This window comes from Rhodanobacter sp. DHB23 (assembly GCF_014842975.1).
Taxonomy (GTDB): Bacteria; Pseudomonadota; Gammaproteobacteria; order Xanthomonadales; family Rhodanobacteraceae; genus Rhodanobacter_A.
This window is the reverse complement of sequence record NZ_JACYXK010000028.1, coordinates 183,965-202,842: the sequence shown is the minus strand read 5'-3', so window position 1 is coordinate 202,842 and position 18,878 is coordinate 183,965. Positions and strand designations below refer to the sequence as shown.

The window sequence follows — 18,878 nt, the reverse complement described above, 5'->3', positions numbered from 1 at the left end:
ACAGGCCGCTGCAGCGTCATGACAAGTCAGGCGCCGATGCGCCCGTAGCCCGTCCGCCAGACATCAGCATTTGACAGGTTGCTGTCGCAGGCAATGAGATGACGGCATGGCAAATAGAGGCACCGCCAATGAGGGGAAATCGCCATGCTCGAGCGCCAAGCGAAAGTTGAAGTTACCAGTGAGGTTAAACAAGCCTCGCCCATAGCGTTCGGAAAATGGGCGGCTGCGCTGGCGGCCATCGCAACTCCGCTGTGCTACCTCAATGGGCGCGCTTTTCATGACGGTTACCTTAGTCGCCTGCACTTGGAATCGTCGATGTTCCCTGCGGATGTGCAAGGGACATTTACTGATGCAGCGCGTGCGTGGATGGAAGGGGCGGTCATCGTCTTGGGAGCTGTCTCCAAAGCCCTTGCCGCGCATTGGTTTTTGATCATCGTCCTCCCAACATCGCTTGTCATCGGGTTGTCAGCTGCAGTCCATTATCTGATCTATCGAGCAGCGACACGGCGCAGAAGCACACCACAGAGCGGATCCGAACTCCGACACGTTCGGATGATCCGATCCATTTTGGCTCCAGTGTGCTTTCTGCTCCTTGGCGCCTACGTTATTTACACACTGTTTGCGCTCATCGGCGCGGTGCTGTTGTTGTCCGTTGGACCCTTCGTCCAAGCTGGAGCTCGCGTTGCTACCAACGACCTCAAGACTGGCTTCCCGAATGCCCCCACGGTGGAGCTTTCCGCGCCACACGCCGACACCTCCACATATCGCATCATCCAGTGCGGCGATAAGTTCTGCGCCTTGTATCGCGAAGGTGAGGTAGCAACGGTTCCTATCGCTGCGATCACGTGGGCCTCGTGGAAGGCGGGCGACCCTGCGCCGGGGCGGTGAGGCTTTGAAGCGACGGCGTGGGTGCTTAATAAGTCCCATCGTGGAGCATCTAAAGAGGTTGCGCTGGCTGCGAGCGCAGCCAGCGTGTCATACCTGCCCGGCACCACCGTCCACGGCGAGTTCGATTCCGGTGACGAAGGACGCTTCGTCCGAGGCGAGGAACAGCACCGCCTTGGCGATCTCTTCCGGCTGGCCCATGCGCCCCATCGGGACGGTGGCCACCAGTTGGCGCTTCAATCCGTCGAGGTTGCTCGGGCCACCTGCCAGACTGCCCAACCCAGGGGTATCGATCGGACCTGGGCTGATCACGTTGACCCGGATGCCACGGTCTTTCAGTTCGGCGGTCCAACTGCGTGCCAGCGAGCGCACGGCCGCCTTGCTGGCGGCGTAGATGCCGAAGGACTCCGCGCCTTGGTTGCCGACAATGGATCCGGTCAAGACGATGGAACTGCCCCGACCCATCAGTGGCAGCGCCTGCTGCACGGCGAATACCACCCCCTTCACGTTGATGTCGAAGGTGGTGTCCACGTGCGTCTCGCTCAGCCCCCCCAGCGCCCCAAATTCGTAAAAGCCGGCGTTGGCGTAGAGCACATCGAGACGAGCGTGATCGCGGCCAATGCGTTCGTAGACGGCGCGGATGTCATCTAGCCGGCCGGCATCGGCGCGCAGACCGGTTGCTCGCGGCCCCAGTGCGGCTACGGCGGCATCGAGTTCGGCTTGACGACGACCGGTGATGTAGACGGTGGCGCCTTCGGCGACAAAGGTATGGGCGGTGGCCAGCCCGATACCGGCGCTGCCACCCGTAATCAGGGCCACCTTGTTCTTCAGTCGTGTGTTCATGGCTGTTCTCGGGACGGTTGCGTCTGGCTTGGAGGGGTGGGCGCGATGCGAAGGGACCGATGCGCCGGTGACACTTGGTCGATGAACCGGGTGATCGCAGGAATGGTCTGCTCGGGACTCTCTTCCATCAGCCAGTGGCCGGCGCCCTTGACGATGACGCCCTGCACCCGGGTGTCGACCAGGGTGGCCTGCGTGATCAGGAACGAACCGGAAGCCTTCTCGCCGCCCAGCACCAGCATCGGCATGGTCAGCGGAGTGCGCGCGAAGCGGGCAAACGCTTCGGCGTCCTGCGGAAAGGCGTGGAAATACTCGAAGCCGGCACGCATGCGTCCCGGACGCGCGTACGATGCGGCGTAGTAACGGCGATCGGCCTCGGACAACGAGTGCTCGGGATCGGCGGCGAAATCATTCCAGAAATGTTCGAGGTAGATCCGCTCGCGTCCCTGCACCAGCTTGAGCGGCGTCTCGCCGTAGAAGTTGAAATGCCATTTGTCGCGCAGCAACCACACCTTCTGCCAGTCACCCACGCCAGGCAGGAAGGCGTCCATCAGGGTGACGCTCTGCACTTCATCCGGGTATTGGGCGGCATAGGCGTAGGCGGCCATCAGACCTATGTCGTGGCCGACCAGGTTCACCTTGCGGTAGCCGAGCTTGTGCACCAGCGCGTGAATGTCGCGCGCCATCGTGGCCTTGTCGTAACCGTCGGCCGGGATACCCGAGTCGCCTTCGCCTGGCAGGTCAGGCGCGATGACCGTGCGGTCACCACCCAATCTGGCCATCAACGGACGCCACATACGGCTGGTTTCGGTGTAGCCGTGCAGCAGGATCACTGGGGTGCCGTCGCCGTGGCCGGATTCGAGGTAGTGCAGCGTGAGACGCTCGGTTACGACGTAGCGGCTTTGCACGACGGGCACCGGAGCGGCCGGTGCATTGAACGGCAGGTTTGCCGCGGCAGCCAACGCAAGCGAACGCGCAACTTGCTGGAAGGGCTTCATGGAAGATCTCCGCGTGGAAGCACCCGGCGGCTTGCTCCACCGCCGGGTGCCGAGGTGTCAGAGCTGGCTCATGCCGCCATCAATGACGATCTCGCTGCCGACGATGAACGCCGACTCGGGCGAGGCCAGATGCAGCACGGTGGAGGCGATCTCCTCTGGCGTGCCGAAGCGACCCAGCGGCACTTGGGCCTGGATCTGCGCGGCAGTGGCTTCAAGCGTCGCCTTGTCCATGCCCAGCTTGCTGTACAGCGGTGTGGCCACCGGCCCCGGGCTCACCACGTTGACGCGTATGCCGCGCGGCAGCAGCTCGGCCGAGAGAGTCTTGGCCAAGGTGATCAGCGCAGCCTTGCTCGCGGCATAGACCGAGGAGTTCGGCATACCGATGTGCGCGTTGATCGAACCATTGATGACGATCGCGGCACCGGCATTCAACTGCGGCAGCAAGGCCTGCAGCTGGAAGTAGGCGCCTTTCACGTTGGTGTCGAAACTCTGGTCCCAGAGCGCTTCGTCGACATCGGCGAACGGCGCGAACTTGGCAGTACCGGCGTTGATGAACACTGCATCGAGCATGATGCCCAGGCCGGACAGCGCGCCAGCCAGCTCCTTGGCCTCCGAAATTGATCCCGCATCGTTGCGGATGGCGACCGAGTTGGAGCCCAGTGCGATCTTGGCTTCGGCGAGCGCCGCTGAGTCGCGGCCAGTGATGACGACTTGAGCGCCCTCTTTGGCGAATGCCTTGGCAGTGGCGAAACCGATGCCGCTGCTGCCGCCGGTGACGAGTACGGACTTGCCTTTGTAACGATTCATGGTGTTCTCCAAGTGACGTGGGAAGAAGGACAGTGGAATCATCTTGAGCGGATCGGCTTTATTTGCCGTACCATCGTTTCGACGCACTCGTTCGAAGAGGCCGAACATGTTGTCCCACGACGAATTGGCGCTGCTGGAAGCCATCCGTGACAGCGGCAGCCTGTCCCGCGCTGCCGCGCGCCTGGGCAAGGCGCCATCGACCATTTCGCACGCGGCGCGCCAGCTGGAGGGACGCTTCGATGCCTTGCTGTTCGACCGCCGTCGCTATCGGCTGCAGCTCACGCCGGCTGGCCAGCTGCTGACACAGGAAGCGACGCGACTGATTCTTGATGTTGCACGCCTCAGCCAACGTGTGAAGCAAGTTGCCAGTGGCTGGGAGGATCGTCTGCACATCGTCACCGATGAAATCCTGGAGTTCGAGATCCTGTTGCCGGTGGTGCGCGCCTTCGATGCCCTTGGATCCGGTGTCAACCTGCGCATCACGCATGAGGTTCTTGGCGGTACCTGGGAGGCCTTGCGCGAAGGGCGCGCGGATCTGGTCGTGGGCGCCACCAACGAACCACCCGTGATGCCCCATCTGCGCTGGTTCGAACTGGGTGCGATGGAATGGGTGTTTGCCGTCTCGCCACGCCACCCGCTTGCCAAGATCGCAGAGCCGCTGCAGCAGAACGAAGTCATCCGCCACCGGGCGGTGGTCGTTGCCGACTCCTCGCGCAACGTCGGCCGTGCCTATGGCGTGCTGGGTGGTCAGCCCACGCTCGCGGTGCCGAGCATGCGCGCCAAGGTGCTTGCACAGCGGGACGGGCTCGGCGTGGGCTGGCTGCCGCGGAGGCGGGTTGCCACCTTGCTGAAAAGCGGTCAACTGGTGGAGAAGAGGATGGCCGATCCGCGCGAGCCGAACGTCCTCTACGTTGCCTGGCGCAGCGATCAGGAAGGCCGCGCGCTGGCGTGGTGGCTGGAACAATTCCGCCAACCTCGTCTCGCCAAGCGACTTATCCAGGGTCTGGACATGCACGACCATACTGAGTGACCGCACCACCCACTTCCCGAGGTAACGCCAATGGATGGCCTTGAGCCACAAGCTACGGGGCCGGCCCGGTCGTGGATTGAACAAAGCGATCACTGCTTGGCGATCACTGCTTGTCGATGGAGACCGTCGCCTCGGCGCATGCGACATGACATGTACCGAGCGCACGCAGCCACGCGGATTGGTTGATGATGTGATCCGCGGCTCCGCATACTCTCTTCCGGATGCAGCCCGGGACTGGAGTCATCGGACTCCCGAAACAGGCCTGTCGCCGGACAAGCTGACAAGAGCTCTTGGAGGGAGGCACGAAATGCAGAACAAGCTGGCCGTGGTGGGGCTCGGATTGCTGCTGAGCGGTTGCCAGACCGCGCCCCGACGCGCCGCCCCGCCTGACCTGATCGGCCACGTGGCACCAGATGGATTTCCGGCGAACGTACGTCTGGTAACCACCGATCTGGGCAACTTCACGGCGCTCGCCCCAGATTTTTTCCGTGGCATTGGCGTTGCGGCGACTGGCGGCATCGTCGACATCCTTGCGTTGTCCGGCGGTGGCTCGGGCGGCGCCTACGGTGCGGGAGCACTGGCGGGCCTCAGTCGCGCGCACAGGCGTCCACAGTTCGAGATGGTGACCGGAGTGAGCGCCGGTGCCCTGCTGGCACCCTTCGCCTTTCTCGGCCCGGACTGGGACGATCGCATGCAGGAGGCCTTCACCGGCAAGCTCAGCGCGAACCTGCTTCGCTCGCCAACCCGTACGATTCTGGCCCGACTGCTGTCACCGCGCGGCCTGCCTCATCACAATCCGCTGTTCGAACTGGTCGATCACTTCGTTACCCCGAAGATGCTCGCCGCCGTGGCAGTCGAAGCATCGAAGGGCCGCCGCCTGATTGTGGCAACCACCGACCTGGATAAGCACGAAACGGTGCTTTGGAACATGGGCGAGATCGCCCAACACGGCGGCCCGACCGCGCGCCGATTGTTCCGTGATGTGCTGATTGCCTCGGCCAGCGTACCGGGCGTGTTTCCACCGGTGTTGATACGCGTCACTGACGGCAAGCACGACTACGACGAGATGCATGTCGATGGCGGCGTGACGACCTCGGTGTTCACCCTGCCGTTGATCGCGGGCATCCAGTCGTACGACCTGCCGCAGCTACGCGGCGCCCACCTGTACATGATCGTCAATGGCCAGCTCGCACGAGCGCCACAGACCACGCGGTTCAACACCATCGATGTACTCTCGAACAGTGTTGCTGCAGAGATGACCTACAAGACCCGTGGTGCGATCGTGGAAAACATCGCCACGGCGAAGCGGCTTGGCATGACCTTTCGCATGACAGAAATCCCCGTGGATTACCCGCAGGAAAGTTTTATCGATTTTGACCAGCAGCATATGCGGGCGTTGTTCAACTACGCCGCCGATTGTGCCGCGCGCGGCTTGTTGTGGATGACTCCAGATCAGTCGATCCGGCGTAACATGACCGCGAACCGGGCACCCGCTTCAGCCTCCCCAGCATGTCCTGCTCAAGCCATACAGCCGTAAGATTTGGTGGGCATAATGTGACAGTATCTGGATGCCCGACCGGGTTTGACGCAAGAATCCACGCTACCTATATTTCCAAGAACTCGTAACGAGAGAGGCGCATGTGCCGGCGAGGACGACAGCCATGAAGCATGAAGCCTACGGCGGTCGGTTAGGCAAATCGTTCAACATGAGCGCCCCCCCTAACTTGACCGCACATACCAGCGGCAGACATCGGCTTGCCGTCACCGAGCTGATGCACGACGCGACCGATTTCGGCTTCAGCACGCCGATCGCCAGGGAAGAAGCTTGGCTGGTGGGACTGCAACTACGCGCACAGCAGAGACACGAACTCTGGCTGGATGGACGGTCAATGGCGGTGAAGCCATTCATGGCCGGCACCACGAGTTTTTACGACCTCGAGCGCAACCCGATTGCGTACATGTACGAACCGTTCCACCCGTTGTTCTTCTACATTCCGCGCGCCGCGCTCAACGAGCTGTCCGACGAACTGCGTACCGCTCCGGTCAGTGATTTGCGCAACCAGCCAGGTCAGTCGGTCGACGACCCAATCATTCGGCATCTTGGACTGAGTCTGCAGCCTGCATTGCGTGCCGAACGCAAGAACAACCAGTTGTTCGTCGATCACGTTCTACTGGCGCTGCGCACCCATCTTGTTCTGACGTATGGTGGTGTGCGTAGCCGCAATGCGATACCACGCGGTGGATTGGCACCGTGGCAACAGCGCCAGGCGATGGAGTTGATGCGCGAGCATATCGTTGGCGGCATTCCATTGGAGTTGGTGGCGAAGGCATGCGACATCTCCTGCAGCGCCTTCGTTCGCGGGTTCAAACAGAGCATCGGAATGTCGCCGCATCAGTGGCTGATCCATCGCCGCATCGATTATGCGATCGAACTGATGCGCGACCACACACTGCCGCTGACCGAAATCGCGCTTGCCGCAGGCTTCGCCGACCAGAGCCATTTCACCCGCATATTCACCCGGAAGCTGGGAGTGAGCCCAGGCACCTGGCGCAACGCCAGCGGAGGCCGCGCCGGTGCGGACGAACATCCGGTGACCCTACCCACCTGACCGCACGCCGTGTGGCCTGAAAGAATGGCCATCCATAGGCATGGTCATGCCTGCGCTGCAGGCCGACATCCGAAGGCATGCAGTTTTTCACCCTCACTCTCGCATGATCCGCTTGTGTCATCGACGCAAGACGCGAACGTGCAAACGACGCCAAAAAGCATCAATCGCCGTCCCTCCTTCCTGCCTACGCTGGGAACACCATCGCTTGCGCGGTAGCGCATGCGGACGCGACGTTCCTTCCAGTACTGCAGGAAACATCATGGACACGACGACTTCGGCCAACCCTCCTTCCTTCTATGCATTTACCGACCAGATCATCGCCGGCACCTGGCGTTCGGGAAGGTCGAGTTCACGTCTGGATGTGCTCAATCCGTACACCGGCGAGACGATTGCCACTTTCGCCAAAGCCAATGTGGCGGATGTCGATGAGGCGTTCCGCGGCGCCGCGGCGGCGCAGCCCGCATGGGCACAGGCGCTGCCGTCGCAGCGCGCCGAGGTGTTTCGTCGTGCTGCCGCGGTGATGGAGCAGCGGCACGAGGAGATCGTCGACTGGCTGATTCGCGAATCTGGCAGCACGCGTACCAAGGCAGAGATCGAGTGGTGGGTGGTGCATGCGACGATGCTGGAAGCATCCACGCTGCCCTCGCGATTGGAAGGTCGTATCGTGAGCGGCGATTACCCTGGCAAAGAGAACCGCATCTACCGACGTCCGGTCGGCGTGGTCGCGGTGATCAGTCCCTGGAACTGGCCACTGCATCTGAGCGCGCGCTCCATCGTGCCGGCGCTGGCGCTGGGCAATGCCGTGGTGGTGAAGCCCGCAGCAGAAACTCCGGTCACGGGTGGATTGCTGATTGCCCGCATCTTCGAGGAAGCCGGTCTGCCGCCAGGACTGCTCAGTGTGATCGTCGGCGCACCGGACGAAATCGGCGATGTTTTTGTCCAGCATCCGGTTTCCCGTGTCGTATCGTTCACCGGCTCCACTCGGGTCGGCCGCCATATTGGCCAGCTTGCGGTAAGTGCATCCAACATCAAGAAGGCCATGCTGGAACTGGGCGGCAATGGTCCGCTGGTAGTGCTGGACGACGTTGATCTGGATCACGCGGTACACACCGCCATCGTCGCCAAGTTCCTGCATCAGGGCCAGATGTGCATCGCGGCAAATCGCATCATCGTGATGGATCGCATCTACGACGAATTCGTCGAACGCTTCACCGCCTACGCCGCGTCGCTGAAAGTGGGTGATCCGAACCAGGTCGACACGGTGATCGGGCCGATGATCAGCCAGCGGCAGCTCGATCGCGTGAATGGCATGATCCAGCAGGCTCGCACCGACGGCGCACGACTGCGGCTCGGACAGCCGCCGACGCGGCTGATGCTTGGTCCGCAGGTATTCGACGGCGTCACCCAGGCGATGTCGCTCGCGCAGAACGAAATCTTCGGCCCGGTGGCGCCATTGATGCGCGCCGCCGATGAAGCCGAAGCACTGCGTATGGCCAACGACACCGAGTACGGCCTCACCAGCGCCGTGCTCAGCGGCGACAGCTATCGCGGCGAGCGGTTTGCCCGCCAGATCCACGCCGGCATGAGCCATGTGAACGACATCACCGCCATCGATATGCCGGCGTTGCCGTTCGGTGGCGAAAAGAACTCCGGGCTGGGCCGCTTCGGCAGCCAGGGCATGATCGACGCGTTCACCTCCGAGCACTGGGTGTCGATCCAGCACACCCGCTCGCAGTACCCGTTCTGATCGCCATGAAAATTTCCCGGAACGCCCTCGCCTGCACCGTCGCACTCCTCGCCTGCTCCACCTGCGGCGCCCTCCATGCCGAAGAGGCCGGCAGCTGGTTCATTCGCGGCGGCTTGGCTTATGCCGACTTTCACGCCAGCGCCACGGTTGCCATTGGCGGCCAACAGGTACCCGGCGGCAGTGCCACCGTGCATCACAACATCGGGTTCGCCTTCGAGACCGGCTACTTTCTTACGCCGGACTGGTCGGTTGCGCTGACCCTCGGCTTGCCACCTACCGCGAAGATCTATGGTGCCGGCAGCCTCGCCAGCGCCGGCAAGCTGGCTGAAGCCACCTACGGGCCGGCAGTGCTCGCGCTGCAGTACCACTTGCCGACGCGCAGCCGTTTCCAGCCGTATCTCGGTCTTGGCGTGAACTACACGCTGATCACGCGGAACCATGACGCCGCGATTCATCACGTGCATGTCGACAACGGCACCGGCGTCGCCTTGCAGGCTGGTATCGAGTACAGCATCAGTCCGCGCCTTGCACTGTTCATCGATGCCAAGAAGATCTGGGTAGGCGTCGATGCGCGCGGTTTGGCGGAGACTCCGGCCGGACTCATTCCGGCAACGTCGCATGTGACCCTGAACCCGGTGATCTGGAACACCGGAGTGTCATTCCACTTTTGAATCTGAAGGGTGGCTCACATGAAGATCGAGCGGCATGGTTCGGCCATCTGGTACGGCGATTTCGCCCAAGGCTGTGGCAGTCTGTCCACGGAAAGCGCTGCGCTCGACGACCACTACTACTGCGCGGCCAGTCGCTTCGATCGGCACTGCGGCAGCAACCCTGAGGAGCTGCTTGCCACCGCTCACGCCGGCTGTTTCAACATGACGCTGTCGAAGGTATTGGCGGACGCGCACCTCAAAGCGACGCAGCTTCTGACTTCCGCGACTGTCACATTGGAGCAGCACGACGCTCGCTTCACCATCACCGCCGTGCATCTGAGCCTGCGTGCCGTCGTGCCCAACACTGACCCCATCGATTTTCGCAGGCTGGTGGCGATGGCGCGGGCCAAATGTCCACTCACACGACTGCTCAACGCCGAAGTCACGCTTGATACAAGCCTGCAGGGTGAATGGGGAACCCCGGCGACAGCCGCTGCAATGGCATCGGTTTGATCATAGGCGCTGGCCGCCCTGGTTTCGTCTGAAGCGGTTTAGTTGCGACGTTCCTTCGGCTGGGTAGACACAGGCAGGCCGCAGCAGCCGAAGTCGTCCCCGTGTGCTGGGAGTGACCGATCGATCAAGTCACCGAGCGCACCACCCCGCCATCCACACGCATCGCCGCACCGGTGGTCGCGGACGCCTGCTCCGAGGCGAGATACACGGCGAGGTTGGCCACCTCGTCGACCGTGGCCAGTCGCTTGATCAATGACGACGGCCGGTGCGTGGCGATGAAGTCACGCTCGATCTGGGCCAGTGGCACGCCCTGCTCCGCCGCGATCTTGGCGAAGAAGTCGCCGACACCCTCCGAGCGCGTCGGCCCTGGCAGGATCGCATTGACGGTGACGCCGCTGCCGGCCAGCGACTCGGCCAACCCACGCGACACCGCGAGCTGAGCGGTCTTGGTCACCCCGTAGTGAACCATCTCGGCGGGAATCTGCACCGCCGACTCGCTGGACACGAACTGCACACGACCCCAGCCCCGCTTCGCCATGCCCTGCGCGTAATGGCGTGCCAACCGTACGCCGCTCATCACGTTGACCTCGAAGAAGTGCAGCCAGTCCTCGTCAGGGATGTCGAAGAACGCTTTCGGTTCGAAGATGCCCAAGTTGTTGATGAGGATGTCGGTCTGCGGCATCGCGTCGATCAACTGGCGGACACCGGCGCTTGTGCCGAGATCGCCGGCCACGCCACTCACGCGCGCGTCACCAACCGTCTTGGCGATCTCGGCAAGTGCTTCGTCCACGCGTGCCTGCGTGCGCCCCGTGACCACCACGTGCGCACCCGCAGCGGCCAGGCCACGGGCGATCGCCAGGCCAATGCCGGCGGTGGAGCCGGTGACGATGGCGTGGCGCTTGCTGAGATCAATATGCATGGTGTTCTCCTGTGGGGGCGCTGGGCTACCAATAAAGTTACACCGCCGCCTTGCCGATCGATGCCCCACCGTCGACGAACAGTGTCTGCCCGGTGATGAAGCCGGCGTCTTCCGACAGCAGGAAAGCGATTGCGGCGGCCAACTCGTCCGGCTTGCCGAAGCGCTGCATGGGTACCAGCGACAGGAAGCGGCGTTCCGCCTCGCTGCCCACCGGCGTTCCGGCACGAAACAGTTCGGTCTCGGTGGGCCCTGGCGCCACCGAGTTGACGGTGATGCCGGTGGTGGCCAGCTCCAGCGCCCAAGTGCGAGTGAAACTGATCATCGCAGCCTTAGCGGCCGCATACGCAGTGCGCTGGGCCACGCCAAGCACGACCAGACTGGACAGGTTGACCACCCGGCCCCAACCGCGCTCGCGCATGCCGGGCAGCAAGGCCTGCACCGTCTGTACCGCGGAAATCAAGTTGAAGCGGAAGGTGTCCTCCAGTTCACCGAGGTCGAGTTCGTCGAGGCGGGCCAGCCGCACATAGCCCATGTTGTTGACCACGCCGTCGAAAGCGTAGCGCGTGGTCAGCTCGCCCAGCGCCCTGGCCGTAGCGGCGCGATCGCCCAGATCGACTGACACCAAGGTGCCAGGAAAGCTGGTGTCGCTGGCATCGCGTGCGATGCCGACCACGTGGTGGCCGGCCGCGGCCAATCGTTCCGAAAGCGCACGACCGATGCCCTTGCTGGCGCCGGTGATGAGGAAGCTGCGTTTGGTCATGGTGTCGCCTCTTGGGACGCGATCAATGGAGAAACAAGCCGCCTGCTTCCCCCTGCAATCACGGGGAGGAATGACAGCGCCTCAGATGTGAGCTGCCGGGGCCATCGAATGTTTGTGGGTCACGAAGTACTCGAATTCATGCCAGAAGTGGTGTAGGAAGCCCTGTACCGGCCAAGCCGCCGCCTCACCGAAGGCACAGATGGTGTGGCCCTCGATCTGTCCGGCGATGGCCTTCAGGCGGTGCAGGTCATCCAGCGTGGCGTCGCCTTCGACGATGCGCGTGAGTACACGGTGCATCCAGCCGGTGCCCTCGCGACACGGTGTGCATTGGCCGCAGGACTCGGCCATGTAGAAACGCGAGATGCGGTGGCACACGCGCACCATGCAGGCACTGTCGTCCATCACGATCACAGCGCCGGAGCCCAGCCCCGAGCCGGCTTCCTTGAGCGAGTCGAAGTCCATGTTGCAGCGGGTGATCAGCGCCGCGGGCAACACCTTCATGGAGGTGCCTCCGGGGATCACCGCCTTCAGCGTACGTCCGGGGCGCGTGCCGCCGGCGAGCGCCAGCAGATCGTTGAACGGGGTGCCGAGTGGCACTTCGTAATTGCCCGGCTGTACCACGTGTCCACTGACCGAGAACACCTTGGGACCGCCGTTGTTCGGCTTGCCGATGGCGAGGAACCAGTCCGCACCGTGGCGCAGGATGGCCGGGATCGAGGCGAACGTCTCGGTATTGCAGATCGTGGTTGGCCGCCCATAGATGCCGAAGCTGGCCGGGAACGGTGGCTTGAAGCGCGGCTGGCCCTTCTTGCCCTCCAGCGACTCCATCAGGCCGGTTTCCTCGCCGCTGATATAGGCACCGGCCCCGAGCAGGTTGTGGATGTCGACATCGATGCCGCTACCGCCGATGTCGCGACCCAGCAGACCGGCCTCATACGCCTCCCGCAGTGCTTGCTCGACGCGCTCGAACGGCTCATGGTGAAACTCGCCGCGCAAGAAGTGGTACGCGACACTGGCACCGGTGCAGTAGCAGGCGATCGCCAGGCCTTCGAGCACGGCGTGCGGGTTGTAGCGCAGCAGGTCACGATCCTTGCATGTGCCGGGTTCCGATTCGTCGGAATTGCACAGGATGTATTTCTGGCCAGGCACCTCGCGCGGCATGAACGAGAGCTTCAAGCCGGTCGGGAAACCGGCGCCGCCACGTCCGCGCAACCCGCTCCGCTTGACCTCCTCGATCAGAGCCAGCGGATCAGGCTTGTCCGCGAGGATCTTCTTCCAGGCTTGGTAGCCACCTGCTTCCAGATAGTTCGCGAACGCCCAAGGCGTGTCGAAGTGCAGGGTCGTGTAGACAACTTGGTGCGCCTGCGGCGCGGGCCCGACCGGGCCATGCGTGGTCATGCCGATATCTCCACGCCTCACATCGTCCACGGCTCGGGCTTGTCCGGATCGAGCCCGTACAGAGCGATCGCACGCTCGACTTCGACGGCGTCGGCCAGGCCGTCCTGCATCAATGCTTCGAGCGCGGCGTGGGCGATCCAGTGGCGATCGACCTCAAAGTGGGAACGCAGGTTGGCGCGGGTGTCGCTGCGACCGAAGCCGTCGGTGCCGAGCACGGTGTAGCGTCGGCCCGCGGGCATGAACACGCGCAGCTGATCCGGCAGCGCGCGCACATAGTCGCTGGCGGCGATCACCGGCCCCGGCCGTTCTTGCAGCAATCCCGTGATATAGGGAACGCGCCGCGGGCCAGCCAGATGCAGCCGATTCCAGCGCTCCACATCATGACCCTCACGGCGCGCCTGCGAGAAGCTCGGGCATGACCAGATGTCGGACTGCACGCCAAAGTCCTTCTCCAGCAACTCCGCAGCCGCGATCACCTCGCGCAGAATCGTGCCAGCGCCTAGCAACTGCACGCGCCGCGCTTCACTTCCACCTGAATCCCGAAACAGATACATCCCTTTGAGGATGCCCTCGGCACACCCCTCGGGCATGTCCGGGTGGGCGTAGTTCTCGTTCATCACGGTGAGGTAGAAATAGACATCCTCCTGCTCCTGCAGCATACGGCGTACGCCGTCCTGCAGGATCACCGCGACCTCGTAGGAGAACGTGGGGTCGTACGAGATCACATTGGGGATCGCGCCAGCCATCAGGTGTGAGTGGCCGTCTTCGTGCTGCAGTCCCTCGCCGTTGATGGTGGTGCGGCCAGCGGTGCCGCCGATCATGAAGCCGCGTGCCCGCATGTCGGCCGCGGCCCAGCACAGGTCACCCACGCGCTGGAAGCCGAACATCGCGTAGTACAGGAAGAATGGAAGCATCGCCACGTCGCTGACGCTGTAGCTGGTCGCCGCAGCGATCCACGCGGCCATGCCACCAGCCTCGCTGATGCCTTCCTGCAATACCTGACCCTGCTGGTCCTCGCGGTAGTACAGCAACTGGTCGGCATCCTGCGGGCGGTATTTCTGGCCAAACGGCGCGTAGATGCCAATCTGGCGGAACAGCCCTTCCATGCCGAAGGTGCGCGCCTCATCGGCGATCACCGGCACGATGCGCGGCCCGACCTGCTTGTCGCGCAGCAACAGGTTGATGCCACGCACCAGCGCCATCGTGGTGCTGATCTCACGCTCGCCGGTGCCCTTGGTGATCGGTTCGAAGACTTCGAGTGCCGGCGCGGTCAGTTGCTCGCTGGCGCGGCGACGGCGCTGCGGCAGGAAACCGCCGAGCGCCTGGCGCCGTTCCAGCATGTACCGCACCTCCGGCGAATGCGCGCCGGGATGTATGTATGGAATCTCGTCCAGTTGCTCGTCGTTTACCGGAATGTGGAAACGGTCACGTATGCCGCGCACGGTTTCCATGTCCGCCTTCTTCTTGTTGTGGTTCGGATTCTGTGACTCGAACGCACCGCCCATCGCGTAGCCCTTGACTGTCTTGGCCAGGATCACGGTGGGCACGCCTTGCGTGTGGAACGCGGCGTGGTAAGCCGCATACACCTTCTGCGGGTCGTGGCCGCCGCGGTCGAGTCCGGCGATCTCGTCGTCGGACATCGTGGCGACCAGCGCGGCGGTTTCCGGGTACTTGCCGAAGAAATGTTCGCGCGTGTACGCACCGCCGAAGGCCTTGCAGGCCTGATATTCGCCGTCGACGGTTTCCATCATCAGCTGGCGCAACCGGCCCGACGTGTCGCGCGCCAGCAGTGAGTCCCAACGGCCACCCCAGACCAGCTTGATCACGTTCCAGCCGGCGCCGTGGAACAGGCCCTCGATCTCCTGAATGATCTTGCCGTTGCCGCGCACAGGCCCATCAAGTCGCTGCAGGTTGCAGTTGACCACGAAGATCAGGTTGTCCAGCTTCTCGCGCGCGGCCAGCGAAATCGCACCCAGCGATTCGGGCTCGTCGATCTCGCCGTCACCAAGGAAGCACCACACCTTGCGGTCGCTCACCGGCAGCAGGCCGCGATGTTCGAGGTAGCGCCAGAAGTGCGCCTGGTGGATCGCCTGAATCGGTCCCAGCCCCATCGACACGGTGGCCACCTGCCAGTATTCCGGCATCAGCCACGGGTGCGGGTAGGACGACAGGCCGCGGCCCTTGCCCACCACTTCCATCCGGAACAGTTCCATCTGCTCCTCGTCGAACCGGCCTTCGAGAAACGAGCGCGCGTACATGCCGGGGCTGGAGTGCCCTTGAATGAACAGCAGGTCGCCCGGGTGATTGGCCGTTGGCGCACGCCAGAAATGATTGAAGCCGACGTCGTACAGCGTGGCACTCGAAGCGAAGGTGGCCATGTGACCACCCAGCTCACCTGGCTTGCGGTTCGCGCGCAACACCATCGCCATCGCGTTCCAGCGCACCAACGAGCGGATGCGCCACTCCATCGCCGCATCGCCGGGGCTGCGCGCTTCGCGCTCCGGCGGAATCGTGTTGACGTAGTCGGTGGCCGTGGAAAATGACAGTTCAGCACCGGCGCGCCGGGTCGAATCGGCCATCCGCTGCAGCAGGAACTGCGCACGCGGCGTGCCGTCGTGGCGGATCACCGCGTCGATGGATTCGAGCCACTCGGTGGTTTCAATCGGGTCTGGGTCCGGCTGACGCGTTTCGTCGAGTTGATCCATGACTACCTCCGCAAGACACAGGGAAGTGGGGAGGTGGCTTGCCCAAACGCCATCGACTCCTGGCTGCCGACTTGTTTGTAGGAGCGCACCCTGCGCCCGGGGAGTGCGGGGGAGCCGGGGATGAGCTCGCGCGCAAGGTGCGCTCCTACAATCAACGGCGACTCTTGTGACTACATCGTCGCTCGCCGTGCCCTCGGGTTCTTTTGCAATCGTGCTGCTGGTTGATCATTCCGATGCATCGCACAGCCCAATCGCAATGAAGGTCTGGATCGGACAACTGATGCAAGAGACGTCTCAGAGCACGCAACGAAATTTCGTCAGGATCCATGCAGAAACCACGGAGCAATCGTCGTGGCTGGACTGAGCTGGCACACTCAAATTGTCCACGAGTGTTTTTTGTCACCGCGGCTCGATCGCCGTGACCTGCAAACCTCACGCGGCCGCATGTATCGGAGACTTTCTAGCGGGCAAACTCCGGCCGAAGATCGAGAATGTCGATAACGATTTTTCCTTGCGGCTTTGGCTTGCGAATGCCATCCAGAAGCTCGTGCGCGTGAATCATCCCGGTCAAGGGCAGCACCAAGCCGACCCGAGGCTTCAGCTCGGCGTGGTCGATAGTCGCGGCGATCTCGGTCAGCGTGGACGTGTTGACCTTGACCAGGAAAAACAGGCTCCTTATGCCGAGTGCTTCAGCGGCCTTGACATCGGGCGGGCTCACGGCCGAGACAAGAATGCCCCCCGACCTCACCATTTTCATGGCCCGTGACTGCCACTCGCCGCCGATGGTGTCGATCACTGCGTCGACCGGCGCGATCAGATCCTCGGCTTGCGCAGCATCAACGGCAATCACCTGATCTGCACCGAGACGACGGAGCTCATCGAGTTGCTCCGCGAACCCAGTGGCGATGACGCACAGCCCCTTCCGACGGGCGAACTGAACTGCATACCCGCCGACGTTGCCAGCCGCTCCGAGGATCAATACGCGCTGGCCACTGACAAGCCCGGCATGCTCGAACAGCATCTGCCACGCAGTGTTGGCAACCACCGGAACGGATGCCGCTTCGACGTGGCTGACGCTGCGTGGCTTTCTGGCGATCATCCCTGCCGACGCCACCGCATACTCAGCGCACGCACCAGTGAACTGAGGGCTTGTTACGCCGTAGACCTCGTCACCTACCGCGAAGCCGGTTACACCGTCGCCAAGTCCGGTGATGACACCCGACAAATCGGAACCGAGCGTCAGCGGAAGCGGTTGCGGAAGTGCGCTTTTGCCGGTGCGGATCCAGCTATCCCAAGGCCCCACCCCGGCTGCATGGACTTTCACCAGGACTTCGCCGGTTCCCGGCGCGGGTATGGCGATCTCGTCGCTGACGATGACCTCTGGTTGACCGAAGGCGTGAATGCGGCTTGCTCTCATATCAAATGCTCCTCGGAATCAGCACACCATGATTCGTGCTGATCGATTGGCTCGACCGCTTATTGCCAGCATCGGCTTGCCTCCGCGATCGAAGCGCACGCACATCGCCCTGGTCGGCAAACTCCTGCACCAGGCTCAGCTATGCGTTGCGATCAACCGGTTCGTGGCTACCGACGAGATACACCTCTGTCGAGCGCTTCGCCGAGCGTTCCCAGGAGGGGCAACGCACACGCACGACACGCGCTCCGGTACAACCGAGTCTGGGGGGAATGATTCGTCCCATCATGGCTTGTCGTACGTCACCAGCTTCTTGTCGTTGCTATCGGCAATGAAGATGGCCAGCAACGTGGCGGGTTCGGTCTGACTGGCGTTGTCGCTGACCAGATGGTGTGCACCGGGCGCCTCGGTCCAACTTTCGCCGGCGTGGTAAACCTTCGACTCGCCTCCTTCCAGCTGACTGCGGATCGCTCCGCTGAGCACGTAGGCGACCACGAAAGCCGCGCCATGCCGATGTGCCAACGAAGTACCGCCAGGCTTGTAGGTCACCACCAGCGCGGTGATGGTCTTGCCGGGTACGTTGGGGATCGCGTGGGCGAATGCCGGCGTGACGGTTTCGTGCGCCGCTGCCGCGACCGGCATCGCGATCGCCAGTGCCGTCAGCGCAATGGCGAGTACCACATGTCGAATACTCATGGGGATCTACCTCCGGAAGTGGCGCAGCTTCAAACGGCGGTGCGCGTACGCCGGTCAGTCATACCTTAGGCTCGTCTTGCCTTGGCTTCTATTGCATTCGTGCCACGCCTTGAACGTTCCGATACATCAGTGTCGACCGTGATGCGTGAGCGTTCAAAACCCCTATCGGGTTTGAACAAGCCTGGCGAAGAACGTCCAAGAAGTACGGTTTTCGCGTCGCTATGGTTTTCGCATGGCGGCAAACGCTTGCCTTGCCATTCACCTTCAACCACGGGAAACATCGCATGGCCAAGGTTCTGGTTCTCTACTACTCCACCTACGGCCACGTCGAGAAAATGGCCGAAGCCGTGGCCGAGGGTGCGCGTATCGCAGGAGCTACGGTGGATATCCGACGTGTGCCGGAAACGGTGCCCACGGAAATCGCCAGGAACAACCACTTCAAACTCGACCAGTCAGCACCGCTGGCGACCATTGCCGAGTTGGAAAACTACGATGCCATCGTCATCGGCACCGGTACCCGCTTCGGCCGCGTGTCCTCACAGATGGCGGCCTTCCTCGACCAAGCCGGCGGGCTGTGGGCTCGCGGCGCACTGCACGGCAAGGTCGGCGCTGCGTTTACCTCCACCGCAACACAGCATGGCGGCCAGGAAATGACGCTGTTCTCGCTCATCGCCAACCTGCTGCACTTCGGCATGGTCGTGGTCGGCCTGCCCTACAGCCACCAAGGCCAGATGACATTGGACGAGATCGTCGGCGGTTCGCCCTACGGTGCCACCACGATCGCCGGTGGCGACGGCTCGCGCCAACCCAGCGTGATCGAGTTGGCTGGCGCGCGTCACCAAGGCGAGCTGGTCGCGAATACCGCAATCGCGCTACACGGCTGAAACGTGATCGGCGGCCTTACGCA

At 63.0% G+C, this 18,878-nt stretch carries 17 protein-coding genes; 8 read left to right on the top strand and 9 right to left on the bottom strand.

Annotation, left to right across the window (positions count from 1 at the left end):
- Positions 1-144 precede the first annotated feature (144 nt).
- A complete protein-coding gene (locus tag IHE47_RS12755) occupies positions 145-888 on the top strand; it encodes a hypothetical protein (RefSeq protein ID WP_192106364.1) in 744 nt (247 codons plus the stop codon).
- A gap of 87 nt (positions 889-975) precedes the next feature.
- On the opposite strand, the gene IHE47_RS12750 is transcribed toward IHE47_RS12755, so the two are convergent.
- The 3 genes from IHE47_RS12750 to IHE47_RS12740 are packed head-to-tail and all read right to left on the bottom strand — an operon-like array spanning position 976 to position 3,638.
- Positions 976-1,728: an SDR family oxidoreductase gene (locus tag IHE47_RS12750; protein ID WP_192106362.1), complete on the bottom strand. Its 753-nt coding sequence runs from the start codon at positions 1,726-1,728 to the stop codon at positions 976-978.
- On the bottom strand, positions 1,725-2,723 hold the full coding sequence (locus IHE47_RS12745) for an alpha/beta hydrolase (protein WP_192106360.1): 999 nt from the start codon (positions 2,721-2,723) through the stop codon (positions 1,725-1,727). Before IHE47_RS12745 ends, IHE47_RS12750 begins: the two co-directional genes overlap by 4 nt.
- Before the next feature lie 57 nt (positions 2,724-2,780).
- Entirely contained in the window at positions 2,781-3,638 is an 858-nt protein-coding gene (locus tag IHE47_RS12740; protein ID WP_343227478.1) for an SDR family oxidoreductase, read from the bottom strand.
- Here IHE47_RS12740 and IHE47_RS12735 point away from each other — a divergent pair.
- The 6 genes from IHE47_RS12735 (at position 3,637) to IHE47_RS12710 (ending at position 10,079) form a co-directional block, all read left to right on the top strand.
- Positions 3,637-4,560: a LysR family transcriptional regulator gene (locus IHE47_RS12735; protein ID WP_192106358.1), complete on the top strand. Its 924-nt coding sequence runs from the start codon at positions 3,637-3,639 to the stop codon at positions 4,558-4,560. The genes IHE47_RS12740 and IHE47_RS12735 overlap by 2 nt on opposite strands.
- Before the next feature lie 307 nt (positions 4,561-4,867).
- Positions 4,868-6,097: a patatin-like phospholipase family protein gene (locus IHE47_RS12730; protein WP_192106356.1), complete on the top strand. Its 1,230-nt coding sequence runs from the start codon at positions 4,868-4,870 to the stop codon at positions 6,095-6,097.
- Positions 6,098-6,221: 124 nt separating this feature from the next.
- Entirely contained in the window at positions 6,222-7,169 is a 948-nt protein-coding gene (locus IHE47_RS12725; protein ID WP_192106355.1) for an AraC family transcriptional regulator, read from the top strand.
- Positions 7,170-7,428: 259 nt separating this feature from the next.
- Entirely contained in the window at positions 7,429-8,916 is a 1,488-nt protein-coding gene (locus IHE47_RS12720; protein WP_192106353.1) for an aldehyde dehydrogenase family protein, read from the top strand.
- A 5-nt stretch (positions 8,917-8,921) separates the two neighbouring features.
- Positions 8,922-9,587, top strand: a complete 666-nt coding sequence (locus tag IHE47_RS12715) for an OmpW family outer membrane protein (protein ID WP_192106351.1) — start codon at positions 8,922-8,924, stop codon at positions 9,585-9,587.
- A gap of 18 nt (positions 9,588-9,605) precedes the next feature.
- Complete coding sequence (locus tag IHE47_RS12710; protein ID WP_192106349.1) at positions 9,606-10,079, top strand: OsmC family peroxiredoxin; 474 nt, start codon at positions 9,606-9,608, stop codon at positions 10,077-10,079.
- 124 nt (positions 10,080-10,203) lie between these two features.
- Here IHE47_RS12710 and IHE47_RS12705 read toward each other — a convergent pair whose 3' ends face one another.
- The 6 genes from IHE47_RS12705 to IHE47_RS12680 form a co-directional block, all read right to left on the bottom strand.
- On the bottom strand, positions 10,204-10,998 hold the full coding sequence (locus IHE47_RS12705) for an SDR family oxidoreductase (RefSeq protein WP_192106347.1): 795 nt from the start codon (positions 10,996-10,998) through the stop codon (positions 10,204-10,206).
- Between the two features lie 37 nt (positions 10,999-11,035).
- Positions 11,036-11,758, bottom strand: a complete 723-nt coding sequence (locus IHE47_RS12700; protein ID WP_192106345.1) for an SDR family oxidoreductase — start codon at positions 11,756-11,758, stop codon at positions 11,036-11,038.
- Positions 11,759-11,839: 81 nt separating this feature from the next.
- Positions 11,840-13,156, bottom strand: coding sequence for an NADH-quinone oxidoreductase subunit NuoF (gene nuoF / locus IHE47_RS12695; protein WP_192106343.1), 1,317 nt, complete (start codon positions 13,154-13,156; stop codon positions 11,840-11,842).
- Positions 13,157-13,173: 17 nt separating this feature from the next.
- On the bottom strand, positions 13,174-15,861 hold the full coding sequence (gene aceE, locus IHE47_RS12690; RefSeq protein WP_192106341.1) for a pyruvate dehydrogenase (acetyl-transferring), homodimeric type: 2,688 nt from the start codon (positions 15,859-15,861) through the stop codon (positions 13,174-13,176).
- Between the two features lie 460 nt (positions 15,862-16,321).
- Entirely contained in the window at positions 16,322-17,278 is a 957-nt protein-coding gene (locus IHE47_RS12685) for an NADP-dependent oxidoreductase (RefSeq protein WP_192106339.1), read from the bottom strand.
- 282 nt (positions 17,279-17,560) lie between these two features.
- On the bottom strand, positions 17,561-17,971 hold the full coding sequence (locus IHE47_RS12680) for a cupin domain-containing protein (RefSeq protein WP_192106337.1): 411 nt from the start codon (positions 17,969-17,971) through the stop codon (positions 17,561-17,563).
- 284 nt (positions 17,972-18,255) lie between these two features.
- Here IHE47_RS12680 and wrbA point away from each other — a divergent pair, with 284 nt between their 5' ends.
- Positions 18,256-18,855 (top strand): NAD(P)H:quinone oxidoreductase, encoded by a 600-nt coding sequence (wrbA, locus tag IHE47_RS12675; protein WP_192106335.1) that lies wholly within the window; start codon positions 18,256-18,258, stop codon positions 18,853-18,855.
- Positions 18,856-18,878 lie beyond the last annotated feature (23 nt).